This window comes from Flavobacterium sp. FlaQc-52 (assembly GCF_044007495.1).
GTDB classification, from domain to species: domain Bacteria; phylum Bacteroidota; class Bacteroidia; order Flavobacteriales; family Flavobacteriaceae; genus Flavobacterium; species Flavobacterium cupriresistens.
Genome location: NZ_JBIPCV010000002.1, coordinates 602,371 through 617,941 on the forward strand (window position 1 = coordinate 602,371; position 15,571 = coordinate 617,941).

16 protein-coding genes are annotated in these 15,571 nt (G+C 35.6%); 5 read left to right on the forward strand and 11 right to left on the reverse strand.

Going from position 1 to position 15,571, the window contains the following annotated elements; translation table 11 throughout:
- Positions 1 to 3: 3 nt before the first annotated feature.
- Positions 4 to 1,704 (reverse strand): ATP-binding protein, encoded by a 1,701-nt coding sequence (locus ACHRV5_RS06360; protein WP_395426159.1) that lies wholly within the window; start codon positions 1,702 to 1,704, stop codon positions 4 to 6.
- A gap of 57 nt (positions 1,705 to 1,761) precedes the next feature.
- The gene (locus ACHRV5_RS06365; protein ID WP_395426160.1) at positions 1,762 to 1,950 is read right to left on the reverse strand and encodes a hypothetical protein; all 189 of its coding nucleotides are present in this window, start codon (positions 1,948 to 1,950) and stop codon (positions 1,762 to 1,764) included.
- 312 nt (positions 1,951 to 2,262) lie between these two features.
- On the opposite strand from ACHRV5_RS06365, the gene ACHRV5_RS06370 reads away from it, so the two are divergent.
- Positions 2,263 to 3,201: a hypothetical protein gene (locus ACHRV5_RS06370; RefSeq protein ID WP_395426161.1), complete on the forward strand. Its 939-nt coding sequence runs from the start codon at positions 2,263 to 2,265 to the stop codon at positions 3,199 to 3,201.
- A 90-nt stretch (positions 3,202 to 3,291) separates the two neighbouring features.
- On the opposite strand, the gene ACHRV5_RS06375 is transcribed toward ACHRV5_RS06370, so the two are convergent.
- Together ACHRV5_RS06375 and ACHRV5_RS06380 are read right to left on the reverse strand one after the other, a co-directional pair.
- The gene (locus tag ACHRV5_RS06375; protein ID WP_047776456.1) at positions 3,292 to 3,561 is read right to left on the reverse strand and encodes a hypothetical protein; all 270 of its coding nucleotides are present in this window, start codon (positions 3,559 to 3,561) and stop codon (positions 3,292 to 3,294) included.
- A 138-nt stretch (positions 3,562 to 3,699) separates the two neighbouring features.
- Positions 3,700 to 3,894 (reverse strand): hypothetical protein, encoded by a 195-nt coding sequence (locus tag ACHRV5_RS06380; protein ID WP_230001771.1) that lies wholly within the window; start codon positions 3,892 to 3,894, stop codon positions 3,700 to 3,702.
- A 487-nt stretch (positions 3,895 to 4,381) separates the two neighbouring features.
- Between ACHRV5_RS06380 and ACHRV5_RS06385 the strand changes: the two genes are divergently transcribed.
- Positions 4,382 to 5,218, forward strand: a complete 837-nt coding sequence (locus tag ACHRV5_RS06385) for a sulfite exporter TauE/SafE family protein (RefSeq protein ID WP_395426162.1) — start codon at positions 4,382 to 4,384, stop codon at positions 5,216 to 5,218.
- A gap of 4 nt (positions 5,219 to 5,222) precedes the next feature.
- Positions 5,223 to 5,612: a DUF1634 domain-containing protein gene (locus ACHRV5_RS06390; RefSeq protein WP_047776596.1), complete on the forward strand. Its 390-nt coding sequence runs from the start codon at positions 5,223 to 5,225 to the stop codon at positions 5,610 to 5,612.
- 354 nt (positions 5,613 to 5,966) lie between these two features.
- On the opposite strand, the gene ACHRV5_RS06395 is transcribed toward ACHRV5_RS06390, so the two are convergent.
- Both ACHRV5_RS06395 and ACHRV5_RS06400 read right to left on the reverse strand, forming a co-directional pair.
- Positions 5,967 to 7,247, reverse strand: a complete 1,281-nt coding sequence (locus ACHRV5_RS06395; RefSeq protein WP_395426163.1) for an acetyl-CoA C-acetyltransferase — start codon at positions 7,245 to 7,247, stop codon at positions 5,967 to 5,969.
- A 107-nt stretch (positions 7,248 to 7,354) separates the two neighbouring features.
- Entirely contained in the window at positions 7,355 to 7,720 is a 366-nt protein-coding gene (locus tag ACHRV5_RS06400) for a winged helix-turn-helix transcriptional regulator (RefSeq protein WP_395426164.1), read from the reverse strand.
- Positions 7,721 to 7,801: 81 nt separating this feature from the next.
- On the opposite strand from ACHRV5_RS06400, the gene ACHRV5_RS06405 reads away from it, so the two are divergent.
- Complete coding sequence (locus ACHRV5_RS06405) at positions 7,802 to 8,680, forward strand: NAD(P)H-binding protein (protein ID WP_395426165.1); 879 nt, start codon at positions 7,802 to 7,804, stop codon at positions 8,678 to 8,680.
- A gap of 74 nt (positions 8,681 to 8,754) precedes the next feature.
- Here the strand turns inward: ACHRV5_RS06405 and ACHRV5_RS06410 are convergent, their stop codons facing one another.
- The 4 genes from ACHRV5_RS06410 to ACHRV5_RS06425 form a co-directional block, all read right to left on the reverse strand.
- Complete coding sequence (locus tag ACHRV5_RS06410; protein ID WP_395426166.1) at positions 8,755 to 11,103, reverse strand: mechanosensitive ion channel family protein; 2,349 nt, start codon at positions 11,101 to 11,103, stop codon at positions 8,755 to 8,757.
- 317 nt (positions 11,104 to 11,420) lie between these two features.
- The gene (locus ACHRV5_RS06415) at positions 11,421 to 11,816 is read right to left on the reverse strand and encodes a DUF5367 family protein (protein WP_395426167.1); all 396 of its coding nucleotides are present in this window, start codon (positions 11,814 to 11,816) and stop codon (positions 11,421 to 11,423) included.
- A gap of 10 nt (positions 11,817 to 11,826) precedes the next feature.
- Positions 11,827 to 12,663 (reverse strand): SDR family oxidoreductase, encoded by an 837-nt coding sequence (locus ACHRV5_RS06420; RefSeq protein ID WP_395426168.1) that lies wholly within the window; start codon positions 12,661 to 12,663, stop codon positions 11,827 to 11,829.
- Positions 12,664 to 12,734: 71 nt separating this feature from the next.
- Positions 12,735 to 13,613 (reverse strand): helix-turn-helix domain-containing protein, encoded by an 879-nt coding sequence (locus ACHRV5_RS06425; protein WP_395426169.1) that lies wholly within the window; start codon positions 13,611 to 13,613, stop codon positions 12,735 to 12,737.
- Positions 13,614 to 14,263: 650 nt separating this feature from the next.
- Between ACHRV5_RS06425 and ACHRV5_RS06430 the strand changes: the two genes are divergently transcribed.
- Complete coding sequence (locus ACHRV5_RS06430; protein ID WP_047776469.1) at positions 14,264 to 14,503, forward strand: hypothetical protein; 240 nt, start codon at positions 14,264 to 14,266, stop codon at positions 14,501 to 14,503.
- A 79-nt stretch (positions 14,504 to 14,582) separates the two neighbouring features.
- Here the strand turns inward: ACHRV5_RS06430 and ACHRV5_RS06435 are convergent, their stop codons facing one another.
- Entirely contained in the window at positions 14,583 to 15,305 is a 723-nt protein-coding gene (locus tag ACHRV5_RS06435; RefSeq protein ID WP_395426170.1) for an AAA family ATPase, read from the reverse strand.
- Positions 15,306 to 15,571: the final 266 nt, after the last annotated feature.

The following is a 15,571-nucleotide window of genomic DNA, read 5'->3' on the forward strand; positions in this document are numbered from 1 at the left end:
AGTTTATTTTGGCGTTGATATTTTAACTCTGAATCCATTGTCAGGTTCAGTGTCAAAAATAATAGTTCCTTTTATAGTCAGAATACGGTTTTCCATATTCTGCAAACCATTTTTGATGATTTTTTCTTTTGTGCATCCTTTTCCTTTATCTACATAATCAATAAGCAGTGCTTTTGCGTTACTGTCAAATTTTACCATCACCACAGGGGCCTGACTGTGTTTTTTCATATTGACCATCAATTCCTGTAAAACGCGATAAATAGTAACTTTTTTAATTTCGTCAACCGCTTCCCAGTTTATTTTTTCGATATTGTTTACGATGACGTTTGTGGTACTGCTGTTATAAGTAGAGAGCATCTCTTTTAAGGTTACCGAATAATTTGCACCTGTGTCGATATCATTATTTTCTCTCGAAATCCCTCTCACACGGGCATAAATATCGTCTAATTTTTGGAGTAGGTTTTCTTTGGTGTTTGCTGTAGCTAAAGGTTGTGTTTCTGCAAAAGTGATGGCATGAAAGACATCATTCGCTAATTCGTCATGGATTTTCTTCGAAATTCGTTTCTCCGTATCATAAGAAGTCTGAATTTTTTCTATTCTGTGTTTGTTCAGATAGTACCTTCTGTATACGATCACAAGTGGTATGAGAAGAGCAAAAATGATCAGGAGTACAAATTTTTGATATTCTGCTTTTTGTAAGGACACTAAATCCTCTGCTTTTTCTAAACGAAGTTTCTGGTTTTCGTCTTTTTCTTTTTTGGAATCGTATTTGATTTTGGCAAACTTATTTTTAAAGTTGTTTCGGATCTTGATGATACTATCGTTTAATGTAATATACTTTTGAGCATATTTTGTATCGGCATCATTTGATATTAGTAAGGATAAAGCTTTGAGACGCTCATCAATACTATTAAATTTTGTCGCTATCGCATAAGCACTTTGGGCATATTGATTAGATTTTTGACGATCAGTTTCAGCAAAATATTCCGCTAAATGAAGGTAACTTTCAATACTCCCATAAGAATCATCGATTTGTTTTCGGAGTTCCAGACTTTTATTCATTAGCAGAAGCCCTTTGTCATTGACTCCTTTTTTAAAATAGGCGTATCCCAGATTGTCAAGAACTCTGGCTTTTCCTTTTAGAAGTTCAGAATCGTCTAATATTTTTGAATCCAGAATTGACTTTAAAATAGTAATTGCCTGATCGTATTTCTTTTGTTTAATGTAAACAACCGCAATATTATTCAATGGGGATTGCTTTGATATGGAATCTTTGGCCTCTTTTATTGCTTCGTTATAATAGGAAGCAGCATCATCGTATAAGGAGAGTTCTTTGTCTGCAATTCCAAAAAAGTTATTTACAGCTACGATATAATTGTTGTCCTTTTTAATATAGGGGAGTGCCTCGGTTAAGGTTTCTTTGCTTCCGTAATAATCGCCATTTACCTGTTGGATATACGCCATCTGAATCAAGTTGAAAGTAACGTTAGCACTGTCTTTATAGGCTTCAAATGTTATTTTCGATTTGTTAAAGTAGTAAAAGGCACTATTAAAGTGGTTTTTCTCAAGATTTGCAGTAGCTTTTTTTTGCAAAATTTTGGCTTCTTTTTGCAGGGAATCAGATTTAACAGCTGTTGTTGTTTTCTCTTTGCAGGAAAGAAAAAACATAAAAAGAAGTAAACTAAAAAACGGGGAACGTAGCATAAAAGTTACTTTCCCCGAAAATACTGATTAATTTTTCATTATCAGACTATTACCGTATTATTTTTTTGGTGGTTTAATTGGAACCGGATCATCTCCGGGACCTTCATCAGTTGCTTGTGTTTCATATTTCAGATTTTCTTTTTTTAGATCTGTTTTTTTGTCGGCTGTTTCATAGTCGTCAGCTGTGCAAGAAAATAATGTAGTAGTCAATAGTGCAAATGTTCCCAAGTATATTAATTTTTTCATGATATTAAATTTTAAAAAATGACATGGGTATGGCCGTCCGGATTCTGTCCGGATCTTGTTAAAGCGATACCAATTGAGGTAGGGAAGTGGAGTGCGTAGAACAGTATGATTTTATTTATACTTCCCGGATAAAGTCCGTCTTACGGTTTTCCGCACTCTTTAATTGAACTAGTTTTGTACATTTGTTTTTGACCTGCAGATCAAATCGATAACTAATCTGAGGACAAAGGAATGGCAGTTTTACTTTTGAATTTATAGAAGATTCTTATATTTCCGATCATTCCAGTTTTTCTAATAATTCCGCAGAAACTTATGAGCAACATTACTATTGAAGATTATAAAAGAGCAATTAGAGCTAAGTATAAAATTGCTATTGCAGAAGATGTGTCCGGTATTTTGTCTAATCCAAAACCAGCTGAGATTAGAAATTTTTATTTTCGAATTTTTGAAAAAGGTGTGGGGAAAATTGATACGGAAATTATGGAAATATTTTTCGAAACCAGGGAAAGTTTTCCATTGAAAAGAGCCATTGAAAACTGTAACACTGGAAAGTTAAAGCCTATTATCTCTTTCTTGCAAGGTGGAAATACAGAGAATGGACCTAGAATAGAAATGGCAGCTATTTTAGTTGATTTTAGACCGCGTCCTTTCAGAAATTTTGAAGATAATAAAGGGATAAGTGAAGAAAATAAAACAATTGAAGATCTGAATGGATCAGAGCAATTTATTTTAGAAGTAGAAAAAGCGGAAGAAGTGGAAAAAGCGGAAGAAGGTGAAGATCAAAATGGAAAGCAAGTTTTATCAAAAGATAATTTAGTTAATACTGTACCATCTGGAAAAAGTATTAGAGAACGATTTAACAACAAAGTAAAATTGACGATAGCAGGAATTTCAATAGTTTTCTGTTTAGGTTTTTTAATAAGTTATTATTTATATCCTAAGAAGCAGTGCATGCAATGGACAGGAGATCATTATGAAAAAGTAGATTGCGTTCAGGAAGTAAAAAGTTTAGTAGGGTTTAATAGTATCAAATCTTTTGAAGAGCAGCAGTTTGAGCTAAAGAAAATTGAAGTTTGCGATACAACAACGTATCTTAAGAATGGCCAGCCGATTATCTGGTACGGAAAAATTAATAATAAAGTTGATTTCTTTAATATAGACGGGTGGAACCCCATAAATGGTAAACAATTAAGACCAGTAACAGATCATATATTTAATAAGTACAAAGAAGATTGTCAGTCCAAGAATTGAAAAAAATAGTTTGATGGACTTTGGTGAAACAAGGGCATAAAAAAAGCACTTCTTAATTACGGAAGTGCTTTTTTTATTGGGGATGACAGATTAATAATAATTTCCGGTAATGTCGGTACTCTTATTAAAATTCTCTGATTTTTTTTCCTTGATTTTTTTATAACAAGCAGATGTCAGCATTGGTATAGCCAGACCTGCAATAAAAGCCCCTGCTTTGTCATGTCCGGTTTTCTTTAAAGCTGCACCAACTAAAAGCGAACCTACTCCTGCACAAATCAATTGTTTGACAGAGATTTTCGATGTGTTATCTTCTAATAAAGGGGTATTTCCTGCTAGTAATGGATTAATGAAATTTGCCATATTCTGTTTTGTTTTTTTAATTAGACATTTTTAAAATCTGAAAATCAGTTCAGATTCGGTTTTCAGCTATAAACCTGTAATTGTAGAGGTTTATAGCTTTTTTATTAGTTCTTTTTAGTAAATCTTCTTTTTAGGATATTAATCTCTTGTGCGATCCGTATCCTTTTTTTGCCCGGATTCTTTCTCTTTGTCTTTAGAAAAATTTGGATGATCATTTATAAATTCTTCTACAGTCTGAGTATTACCATTATTTAGCTTCGATTTATGAAGATTTTCTACGGTGTCTTTTTCCGGACAATGATCGTTGTCGGGATCATAATTCTTTTCTACCATAACGCTTTTGATTTAAAAATTAACCTCAATAGGTTGTATGTATCAAAATTAAGGCCATAAACCGTTTTTACTTTATAGAATTTAGATTTCTAATTACATAATTTTCAGCGAAAAACGGTTACTGTTTTGGATATAACAGCTAAACCGGAAATTAGCGTAATACAATGACTGTAATAAGATGTTTTTGAAAAGGAATTGATAAAACGTAGACCCTTCATTAGAGCAGCTGTAGTTGGATTGTTTTAAAACAGGATACAAATAATGCAATTTGAGATTTCCAGTTATGACATAAAAATACTCAGTTGTGTGTAAAAAGTAAACCATTTTTGAGGAATAGAATTTTTAAGGTCTTTTTAAGTTTAGTATTAATTTATTGGTAGTTAATGTTTTATGTCCGTAAAAGTGGTTTCTGCCTGTTTGTCATAAAATATAATGTTCCAATAGCAGAATTGTATTTGTAAATTAGCTGTCAAATAAATAAATCCAAATGACAGTACTTACATTTACCCTGATTATGATTCTGGGTGCATTTTTAGCTGGTTTTATAGGTTCTTTATCAGGATTAGGCGGCGGGATCATTATCATACCCCTTTTGACGATTGTTCTTGGAGTCGATATTCATTATGCCATCGGTGCTGCTTTGGTTTCTGTAATTGCCACTTCATCGGGTTCGGCTGCTGCTTATGTAAAAGAAGGGATCACCAATATGCGTTTGGGGATTTTTCTTGAAATCGCAACCACAATCGGAGCGGTTTGTGGAGCATTACTCTCTACAATTGCGCCAACTTCCTTTATTGCAGTCTTATTTGGACTGACCTTAATTTTCTCTGCCATAAATTCATTAAGAAAAAAGACAGAACATATTGTTTTGGAATCAAGTCCATTAGCCAAAAAGTTAAAATTAGAAGGAAACTATCCCACGCACAATGGAGAGTTAGTGACTTACGGAACAAAAAATGTATTGGGAGGATTCAGTATGATGGGAATTGCGGGAATGATGTCAGGGTTATTAGGAATTGGTTCTGGCGCCTTTAAAGTAATTGCAATGGACAATATCATGCGGGTTCCATTTAAAGTGTCTACCACAACCAGTAATTTTATGATGGGCGTAACCGCAATGGCAAGTTCTGTTATTTACATTCAAAAAGGATATATCGAGCCGGGAATCTGTATGCCAGTTGTTATAGGAGTACTGTTTGGAGCCATGGCGGGAGCTAAAATTCTGGTGAGAACAGATCCTAAAAAACTACGTATCTTTTTTGCTTGTCTTATTTTTGTACTGGCCTTAAACATGATCTACAGTGGACTTAATGGAAAAATCTAAGACTATGACACAGGAAAAATTTGGAGAAAAAGATTTTCAGACTATTATAGGTAATTTATTGCGTTATGGGGTTTGGACTTCGTTATCCGTAGCATTTATTGGAGGTATTGTATATCTGTTGCATCACGGCAACGAGCTTGAAGACTACTCTGTTTTTAAAGAAAATGACCGAAATATTTTCGAAGTAATTACCGCAGTATACCAAGGTGTAATTCAGGGAAGGGGAGAATCGATAATATTTCTGGGCATTGTATTGCTTTTCCTGACGCCGGTTTTCAGAGTATTATTGTCATTGTTTTCATTCTTTTTAGAGAAAGATTACCTATATGTTGTCATTACCACAATCGTTATTGGAATAATTGTACTGAGTATTTCATTCGGTTTCTCGCACTAAAGAGGTTCAGAGATGCTGAGATGCTGAGATAATGAGATAATGAGGTTGTGGTAATGAGGTGCTGAGATAATGCGGTAATTACCACAATCGTTATTGTAATGATTGTACTGAGTATTTTATTTGGTTTCTCGCATTAAAGAGGTTTAAAGTTGCTGAAGTAATGAGATAATTAGATAATTAGATAATGAGGTTGTGGTAATGAGATAGTGAGATACAAAGGCGCACAGCTTTTTTGAATAGCCTCCAGCTTCAGCTGGAGGTATAAAAGAGGATATAAAAGGCTTTAGCCAAATCTCAGCATCTCAGTACCTTAGTGCCTTAGTACCTCAGAACCTTTTCAACTTTGAGCTAGAACTACTTCTCTAAAATCATTGTAATTCCTTGTCCACCTGCGGCACAAATAGAAATGAACCCTCTTCCGGAGCCTTTTTCGTTTAGTAATTTGGCCATTACACCAATTATTCTTCCTCCTGTAGCTGCAAACGGGTGAGCGGCAGCCAGACTGCTTCCTTTTACATTAAGTTTGCTCCGGTCTATGGCACCTAGATGTTTTTTAAGACCAATTTCTTTGCTTAGTTCGGGGCTCTCCCAAATTTTGAGCGTGGCTAAAACCTGAGCAGCAAAAGCTTCGTGAATTTCATAATAATCAAAATCCTGCAAAGTAAGATTGGCTTTCTCCAACATTCGCGATGCAGCAAATAAAGGAGCTAACAATAAATTTTGTTGGTTTTTGACATATTCAATAGCAGCTACTTCTGCGTGGGTGATGTAAGCCAAAATCGGTAAGCCGTGTTCTTTTGCCCATTCTTCACTGGCCAAGAGTATACTCGAAGCACCATCAGTAAGTGGAGTAGAGTTACCTGCCGTGAGCGTTCCGTTGATTTTATCAAAAGCAGGAGCTAATTTGGAGAGTTTCTCCAGTGTGCTGTCTTTTCTTAAATTGTTGTCTCTGTCAAGTCCGTTAAAAGGACTAATCATATCGGTAAAAAAGCCTTCATCATAAGCTTTTGCCATATTCAGATGACTTTGTAAGGCCAGTTTGTCCTGATCTTCTCTTGTGATTTGGTAATATTTAGCCGTGATTTCTGTGTGTCCACCCATAGAAAGTCCGGTTTGTGATTCTTCGTTTTTTGGTACTAAGGGCGTCAGATCCTTTGGTCGGATTTTCAGAAACAACTTGATTTTTTCCCCTAATGATTTTGCTTTTCTTGCCTGGAGCAATATTTTTCTGAGCTTTTCGCTCACCGCAATTGGCATGTCGCTGATTGAATCAACACCACAAGCAATTCCGGATTCTATTTGTCCAAGGGCAATTTTGTTGGCGATGTAGATGGCGCTTTCAATTCCTGTATCACAAGCTTGTTGCAAATCACAGGCAGGTGTTGCAGGATCAAGCGCAGTCTTCATCACACATTCTCTTATTAGATTATTATCTGCTGTGTGTTTAATTACAGCACCACCAACCACTTCTCCAAGTAATTGACCTTGTAGTTTGTATTTCTCGATAAGACCATCAAGTGTAGCCGTCATCATTTGTAAATTACTTACATCCGAATAGAAAGTATTAGCCCTGGCAAACGGAATTCGGTTATATCCAACAATGGCTACTTTTCTAATTTTATCCTGATTTTCCATAGTGATTGTATTAAGTTCTTATTGAGTAATAAAAGTACGACGATCTTGTTGTAAATCATAGGTAAGGTTTTGCAATTTAGTATCGAGATTTTTTTCGAGGAATCTTATTACTTTTTATAAACCCCATCTTTTTCTTTAAAAGCCCATTCTGCCATGGCATGAATTACAGGAATCAAACCATTTCCGGCATTGCTTAATTTGTAGGTTACAAACGGAGGTACAACCGGCTTGGCTTCTCTGATTATCAAACCATCGGCTTCCAGTTGTTTCAGGTGTTGAATAAGCATCTTTTCGGTTATGGCCGGGATCGCTCTTTTTAATTCGCTGTAACGCTTATTACCGGTTGATAAGTGGTAAAGGATTATGGGTTTCCAATATCCGCCAATTTTTTCCATTACATAAGTCACAGGACAGGTGTCTAATGCGTATTGTTTGTTTTCCTGTATTGTAGAGGCTTCTTTGATTGCTGTCATGATACATACTTTAGGGTAAGTACTTGTATAAAAGTAAGTACAAATATACCTTTGTTTTTATAAATTTAAAACAAATTAAAGATGAAAATTATACTTTCAGGTTCTTTAGGAAACATAGGAAAGCCATTGGCAAACAAACTGGTAGCTGCCGGACATGATATAACGGTAATCAGCAGTAATGCCGATAAAAAAGAAGCAATCGAAAAAATAGGGGCAAAAGCGGCTATTGGTTCGGTTAGTGACGTTGTTTTTTTGACTGATACTTTTATCGGAGCGGACGCTATTTTTGCAATGACACCACCCAATTTAGGAGGAAAAAATGTGATTTCTAATACCGTTGAAGCTGGAGAAGCTTTCGCGAAAGCAATACAAACCGCAAATATTAAGCGTGTGGTAATGCTAAGCAGTATCGGTGCAGATTTACCAGGTGGAACGGGGCCAATTGCAGGACTTCATCACATAGAGGCAGTTTACAATAAATTAGAAAGTGCAGCGGTTACCTTTCTGCGTGCCGGATTTTTCTATACCAATTTGTACAATGATGTTCCGATGATTAAAGGTGCCGGAATTATGGGCGCTAATTATCCTGTTGGTATTAAAATGCCGTTAGTACATCCCGAAGACATTGCAACCGCAGTGGCGGAAGAGTTGTTAAAAGAAGCTACAGGTAAAAATATCCGTTATATCATTAGCGATGTACGAACTCCAGGTGAAATCGCAAAAGCAATAGGATTAGCCATTGATAAAACCGATTTACCTTGGGTTGAGTTTACAGATGAACAATCTTTGCAGGGAATGATACAGGCGGGATTGCCCGAAGAAATTGCCGGTTTGTATACCGAAATGGGTTCAGGTTTGCGAAGTGGTAAAATTACAGAAGATTTTATAAAAGGAAATTTCTCTGTGGATGGAGAAATCAAATTGGAGGATTTTGCAAAAGAATTTGCTGAGAAATTTTAAGTCCAATAGAATATAAATTAAAAGCCGTCAAATGTATACTTGACGGCTTTTGGTTTTTTGAATCAGAACTGATTTTAGGCTGAAAAAGTCAGACCTTTTGCTTTAAAGTTGCTAAACAATACCTGACGGGCATTGCTGACAGTTTCCTCGGTTTTGTAAATGCTGCACCAGAATTTAATCTGGATTTTAAATTTCCCTTCAGAAATGGCGGTGTAATAAATTTGCGAAGGTTTTGTGTCGTTAACCAAAGGAATCGTTTGCAGGGATTCGTTTATGATGCTATTAATGGCTTCTGGAGAACTATCTCCTGTAATTTCAATAGAAACCTCGACCAACTTAAAATTGTCCGTGTACGTCCAGTTGGTGATGTTTTGAGACAATAAGTTTCCGTTTGGAATAATGATCTCGGCTCCATTTGAGGCATTAATTTTTGTGGTACGCAATCCCATAGATTTTACGCGGCCTGATTCAGAGCTGATATCTACTACATCTCCAATCTGTATCGGTTTATCGAAGATCAGGATAATACCCGAAACGAAGTTACTGACGATGTTTTGCAATCCAAGTCCGACTCCTACACCTAAAGCACCTAAAAGAATGCTTAACTTGTCTAAAGGCATACCCGAAGCTGCTACCGCCAGAAGATATCCCACAATTAAAACAACAAGTCGGGTGATCAGTAATCTGGAATGTTGCCTTTTGTTGATGTTTTCTTCGTTTTCATCATCAATCTCTCCAAAAAAGTAAGCGACGTATTTTTGCAGCAAATGCGCAACCCAGATAATGATAAAAAACAATAGAATGTTGCCTAAGGTAAAGGTAATACTACCAATGGTGTTAGGATGGCTAAGTAGCGATCCGAACGAAGCCCGAAGTGATTCCCAGATATTCAAATTAGAAGCGATCACAACCAGCCACATATAACTGATAATTATAATAAAGGGCTTTTTTAAAGTATCTGATAAACTTTCGTGATCGAAAATCTTCTCAATTCCGCGCTTAACCCTTGTCGTGTAGATTTGTAGAATAATAACTTCTAAGATTATTTTCAAAAGAACACTTAGGGCAATAATTTGAGTAAGGGAAATAAAAGCCGTTAAACTTAGCATATTAGAAAGCGAAACGCGTCCGAAAATATTGTAAAGTATCGACAAACCATTAAACCCAACAAAAAGAATACTGGCCCATTTAAAGAACCCTTTAATGTACAATTCGTCTTTCACACTTTTGATCTGAACCAGTCCATAGCGTATTCCACATAGGTTTATGATAATAAAGCAACAACGTTGCAATAGCCCGACACTGATAAATAAATCGAGGAAACAGAGAGCAAAAAACAGTCCCAAAAGAAAGGTCCAGTTTCTCATCGCATTTGTAGACCACTTGTTTTTGAAAAGGATAGTAAGAATTCCGAGTAGGATCAGCTGAAGTATTTCAATAAATAAAGCCGGAGCATACAGATTGCTCACCACAGCAATATTAAGGCCTATTACAGCTACAGGAATCAGAATGCCTCTGTTGAGGTATTTAAAATTAAAAAGAGACAAGTTCTCGGCATGGCCGTTGCTTTTCAGGTATTTAATATTGCGAGAGATGTACCAGCCCAATAAACCTATGAAAAAAGCTAAGGTAAATAAGCCACCGGCACAATAACCCAGATAGTAGATTGCGACATGTTCTTCGACAATTATTTTTGATTTGATGGTCTGGGCTACTTTCTTTTTGGGTACAGAATCGGTTACATTCCATAAAAAAGGATATTCTTTTTTAAGGATACTGATTCCGGTTTTTTCAAGTTTGCTTTCTACGGCGATAAGCGCATTAGAAACGGCAATTTTTCTTTGTACCGTCAGCCTTTTGTATTTGTTTAAAACCCCTTGGTTTTTAGTCATCAGACTGTCCGTGTTTTTGTATTTTTTTCTAAGATTGGCAAATTCATTCTTAAAATTTTTACGACGGATCGTATCTTTTAAAAGTCCTATTAATGTTTTGTCTTTGCGCAATTCGATAAATCGGTCTTTGATTTTTTCAAGATTTTTATTGCGTAAGTTGATGGCGTTATTCTGTTCGTCCAATTGTTGTTGGATTTCTTTTAAAACAACCCGATACATTTGTTGGTTGCGTACATTTGGATTGGCGTCTTTGAGACTTTCTAAAATTAAATCCAGTTTGCTTTGGGTTCCTTTAATCTCTCCAAAAAGGTGATGACTGGCTCCGTCAAAATCGGCATCGTTGTATGCTGTTTCCATCACCGTGCTGGCCTTTTCAATTGCCATCAGATAATCGCTGTCGGTTGCGGTTTCTTCAAATAATTTAGAACGGCCTTCTGTTTTTTTAGCCGGAGTTTGCGAGTAGGTAAGTGTGGTAAAAAACAACAACGTCAATAAACTCAGAAAACGCGTAAAACTTCTTTTTTGAATCATAAAATTTGGGAATGAATTAAGGGCTCAAATTTAATTTTTTTTGAGGAACTTTCGTTAAAATCAGTCATGATTTAAGAGAAAGTTTTGGTTAGAAAACTAAAATTTAAACGCCATAGCGGTTCGGAAATAAAAAGAGGCTTTTTTAGAGGTGTAAGACTTGCTTTTTTACTGAAATTATATTTTGTAGGAATTGATTTAATTATATTGTAATTCAGTTTGTTATGTTTTTTTATTTGAATTAATTGTTTATGCTTTTATACAGAAAACTCCAATTGTGATAAATTGGAGTTTTTGCCATTTTGTCATTAAATTTTGTGTTAAAAAGAGTGTTTTTTAGCTTTAATTTTCACCTTCCAATAACCATAAACGGTTATCGAATTTATGCAAGCCGATAGCCAAAGAACCGGACTTGCAAAAAAACTTTGATAGGTTCTTCCGTTTGGAATTTCGACCAAAGGAACCGTAATTAAAACATCTAGTAATAATGCTGTGACGGACATAATTAAACCAAGAGTTAAACCGTGCATTTTTGAACTGTTTTTATAGTGAAAAGAAGCTCCGATTATAGCATATAAAACAATCAGCATCATTACGATTAGGGCTTGCAGGTTAAAGTAATCTTTCACTATCGGAATTAGACCTAAAAGTGAAAAGGACAGACTAACACAAATCCACACAAAAATACCGGGCAGCAGAATTTTTGAATAAGCCATGATCTTTGTTTTAGACATTTACAGCATTCCAAATTCCGGTTTTTGCGATCTCTTTTGCATAAGTGCTAAAATCAGTGGCTTTGCGGTTCAGTACTTTTTCGATGTCGTTGGTGATACTTGAATTTCTGCCGTCCAATACGTGTTCAAAAAGGTAATTGATCAACCAGATATGGTCTTCCGGAACTTGATATTCCCGTAGTTGCTGCGTGTATTTTTCCAGAGTTAAAGATTGAAATTGAATCTCTCGGTCAGTTGCTTTGGCAATTTCTTTAACCGCTTCGGGGAAGGTTAACAATCTTGGTCCGGTAAGTTCATAGGTTTGACTGTTGTGTTTGTCATTCAAAAGACATGCTGTAACGACATCGGCAATATCATCAGCGTCGGTAAAAGGTTCGAGAGCCTCTGCTCGGGGTAAGGCAACAAAGCCAGCTAAAATGGGCTCTAGAAAGAAGCTTTCGCTAAAATTTTGATTGAACCAGCTCGCTCTTATAATAGTCCAGCTTTTTGCAGTAGATTGTACTATTTCTTCGCATACCTGTGCTTCTTTTTCGCCTCTTCCGGATAAGAGAACCATTTTTTCAACGCCATATTTATTTGCAAGACGTGTAAATTCGGTGATAATTTCCGGAGCGGAGGGAACTGCCAGGTCGGGTTGAAAAGTGATGTAAACCGAATGAACTCCTTCAATAACTGCTGGCCAGGTTTCAGGATTCTCCCAATCAAAAGGATGCTCCGCAGTACGCGATCCGATGATGATTTCTATATCGTTTAGGTGTTGTAAACGTTCTACGACTCTTCGTCCGGTTTTTCCGTTAGCACCAAGTACTAAAATTTTCTTTTTGCTCATATCAATATTTTTTAAGTGAATACTGATACAAAGGTGCCCGGTTTAAGGCTAAATCATTTGTTGCAAAAGAATTATGATTTGTTTGAAAAGTACTTTTGCTTTACATCATTCGGGCGGGTTGCGAATTTTTTATAAAAGGCATTCGAGAAAGAACTGATGCTTTCGTAACCCACTTCCCAAGCGGCTTCCTGAACCGTTTTATCCTCGTTTTGTAACAGCTCATAAGCTTTGTTTAGTCGTTCTTCCTGAACAAATTTGAATACCGGTATGCCGAATATTTCCTTAAAGTTCTTTTTTAACTTGTTGCTGTTAAGGCCAACCATTTTAGATAGTTGGGTGATAGAAGGAGGTTGGGAGTAATTGTGTGTGACAATTTCTTTGGCCTGAAAAATTTTGTCTTTGTCCTTATCAGAAAAGGCTTGTTTTTGATCACTTGCTAATAGCCCGAAAAAGTGCGCTAATAGTTCGTTGATCTGACTTTTCAGGAATAACAATCGGGTATTGTCGGTATAGTTGGTATTGAAAATTTTCTGAACGGCCAGTTGCATGTCCAAGGTCATATAAAAAGACGGGCCTTTTACAAAATGCTCCTGAGGATTGAGCAATTGAGGCAGGTATTTTTCAAAAACTTCTTTTTCTGCTTGCGGTAAAGAAGGCAGATTTTTTAGTTTAGTAAAGATGCTAATGGATTGTAAAGGTTTATCAGGTTCAATTTTATGCGCAAATTCTACTTTCTGATTTCCAAAAAAGCAAATGGCCAAACCCGTGGTGTTGGTTAAGTATTTCGTTTGACTGTTGTGTTTTATTTCCAGTTCAACATTGCCTGAACCATAAAAGGCAAATCCTACAGCGTCACCATCAATTTCACATTTCTGAACAAATGTTTTTGTTGCGTTGGATTGTTCAATCAAAACAATAAAGTCGTTTAATTCGATGATATCTGTTGTCATTGGTTTTTGCTTTAGAATTGGTTGGGGCAGGATGTCTTTTTCTGTTTTTTAATGAGTCAGTGTTATGAAATTTTGTTACGTCAAGATAGAAAAAGTTTTAGAATAAAGTGAATCAAGTTCAAAAGTTGTAGAATTTCTCTTTTGTTAGAAGTAGCAGATGTTATACTTTTTTTGCCATCGATTTTCAAAGGGGCATTTTCCAAATTTTCGCGTTGAGGGTCTCGCAAAGACACAAAGACGTCAAATTTTTCTTCTTATTTTTTAAGCTTTACTATTTTGTTTTCTAATTTCTCATTTTGGCTTTCTCGAAATGATAAGGGCTTTAAAGGTTTTTTACTTTTTTATTAAAACTTTGCGATTTTGCGACTTTGCGAGATTTTACTTCTTCACAACTTTTGGAATTGACTCAATAAAGGCTCAAAATTAGTTCAAAGAGAAAGACTTTTTTAATTTTTATGTGTTTCAAAACCGTATTATGTAGGATGTTCATGTTTCATTTTATAGAATGAAACCTCTTTGCAAGTTATTGTTTAATACTTCTTGTTAATTTAGTAGGTATCAAAACAATAGTAACGATTGATTATTAAAAAACGATTTCATTAAACAGCTGCTTATTTTTTTAATTTATTGTTTTATTTAAAAAGAGAAATATGTCCCTTCCCAACGAATTGTACAATACAAAATTTGCTGAATACATTGAATCGCTTAAGATTTTGTATTTGGTAGATGATAAATTTAAAACAATCTGTGATGAGTATTCGAAGAGTAGAATCAAAACAGAGAAGTACAGAAAGAAATTTGAAAAGGATTTTCGCAACCAGTTGGAGTTTGAAAACTTATCAAAAGAACTGGAAGAAGAGATATTGATTTATCTGATCCGGAAGGAATAAATAGCCCCTTGGACGCATTTTTTAACACATAGACTCAGATAACAAAGCCTAAAACAGGGCTGGGTTTAGCTTAATGGTTCTAAACCCTGTCTTTTTTGTGAGCAAGCTCTAATGCTGCAATAATTTGCTTTTTCATCAGCGTATGAATGTAATCTTTGGCCTCAGCATAAGAAATCTGATATTTTCGTAGAATATCCCGGAATTGAACAGGGAAAGTTTCTAAGATCGTATCGTAATAACGATCAAGTTCGTTTTCTTGAGGCATTTCAAATTTCAATTGCAACTGAAATCTTCTCAATAAAGCAGTGTCAATACTGTGGTAATGATTGGTGGCACAAATCAGTAAACTGTCTGCAGGAAAGTAATCAATTAACTGAATGATGGTATTTACGAGACGCCTCATTTCTCCCACATCTTTGTCTTCGCTATCGCGACTTTTTCCAATCTGATCAAATTCGTCCAAAAACAGCACTGCTTTTTCGCGAATCGCCTTGTCAAATAAGGCTTTTACATTTTTGGATGTCTCGCCAATGCGGGCATTTATTAAAGTACTAAGATTTAAAATGACAATGTTTTTTCCCAAAGCCGTCGCAATTGCTTTTGCAGTCGTGGTTTTACCGCAGCCCGAATGACCGTAAAGCAGTATTTTATGATCCACTTTTAGATTGTATTTTTTTAATTCCTCCAGATAGTAATGCTCTTTGATCGTCTGCGCTAAGGCAGCTTTATTCTCGGGGCTAAAAAACAGATCTTTCAACGCAATTTTTTCAGTATCATTTACGATAAGCTCGGACAAATTCATTTGCAGTTTTTATTTGGTGCAAAAATAAAGCTTATTCTGTAATATAACAGCTTAAAATTTACTTGAGGTATATTTTGATGTCAAGATCGCAATAAGGCTTCTATCGGGCTTAAAATACTGCGTTTAGGATAGGGATGATCTGTTGGGTGTGATTTTTTTAACACATAGAGACATAGCTAGCAAAGCCGCAAAAAAGACGTTTCACTTAAAATAATTTACATTAAGACTATGTGAAAAAAATGTAATTTTCTTAAAAAACTCTGGGA

Excerpts from the sequence above, each read along its gene's own strand:
- ACHRV5_RS06395 (WP_395426163.1), bottom strand. The coding sequence starts at position 7,247 with ATGGAAAATCAGGATAAAATTAGAAAAGTAGCCATTGTTGGATATAAC.
- ACHRV5_RS06435 (WP_395426170.1), bottom strand. The coding sequence starts at position 15,305 with ATGAATTTGTCCGAGCTTATCGTAAATGATACTGAAAAAATTGCGTTG.
- ACHRV5_RS06380 (WP_230001771.1), bottom strand. The coding sequence starts at position 3,894 with ATGGTAGAAAAGAATTATGATCCCGACAACGATCATTGTCCGGAAAAA.
- ACHRV5_RS06405 (WP_395426165.1), top strand. The coding sequence starts at position 7,802 with ATGAAAATTATACTTTCAGGTTCTTTAGGAAACATAGGAAAGCCATTG.
- ACHRV5_RS06400 (WP_395426164.1), bottom strand. The coding sequence starts at position 7,720 with ATGACAGCAATCAAAGAAGCCTCTACAATACAGGAAAACAAACAATAC.
- ACHRV5_RS06410 (WP_395426166.1), bottom strand. The coding sequence starts at position 11,103 with ATGATTCAAAAAAGAAGTTTTACGCGTTTTCTGAGTTTATTGACGTTG.
- ACHRV5_RS06425 (WP_395426169.1), bottom strand. The coding sequence starts at position 13,613 with ATGACAACAGATATCATCGAATTAAACGACTTTATTGTTTTGATTGAA.
- ACHRV5_RS06360 (WP_395426159.1), bottom strand. The coding sequence starts at position 1,704 with ATGCTACGTTCCCCGTTTTTTAGTTTACTTCTTTTTATGTTTTTTCTT.
- ACHRV5_RS06370 (WP_395426161.1), top strand. The coding sequence starts at position 2,263 with ATGAGCAACATTACTATTGAAGATTATAAAAGAGCAATTAGAGCTAAG.
- ACHRV5_RS06415 (WP_395426167.1), bottom strand. The coding sequence starts at position 11,816 with ATGGCTTATTCAAAAATTCTGCTGCCCGGTATTTTTGTGTGGATTTGT.
- ACHRV5_RS06420 (WP_395426168.1), bottom strand. The coding sequence starts at position 12,663 with ATGAGCAAAAAGAAAATTTTAGTACTTGGTGCTAACGGAAAAACCGGA.
- ACHRV5_RS06365 (WP_395426160.1), bottom strand. The coding sequence starts at position 1,950 with ATGAAAAAATTAATATACTTGGGAACATTTGCACTATTGACTACTACA.
- ACHRV5_RS06375 (WP_047776456.1), bottom strand. The coding sequence starts at position 3,561 with ATGGCAAATTTCATTAATCCATTACTAGCAGGAAATACCCCTTTATTA.
- ACHRV5_RS06390 (WP_047776596.1), top strand. The coding sequence starts at position 5,223 with ATGACACAGGAAAAATTTGGAGAAAAAGATTTTCAGACTATTATAGGT.
- ACHRV5_RS06385 (WP_395426162.1), top strand. The coding sequence starts at position 4,382 with ATGACAGTACTTACATTTACCCTGATTATGATTCTGGGTGCATTTTTA.
- ACHRV5_RS06430 (WP_047776469.1), top strand. The coding sequence starts at position 14,264 with ATGTCCCTTCCCAACGAATTGTACAATACAAAATTTGCTGAATACATT.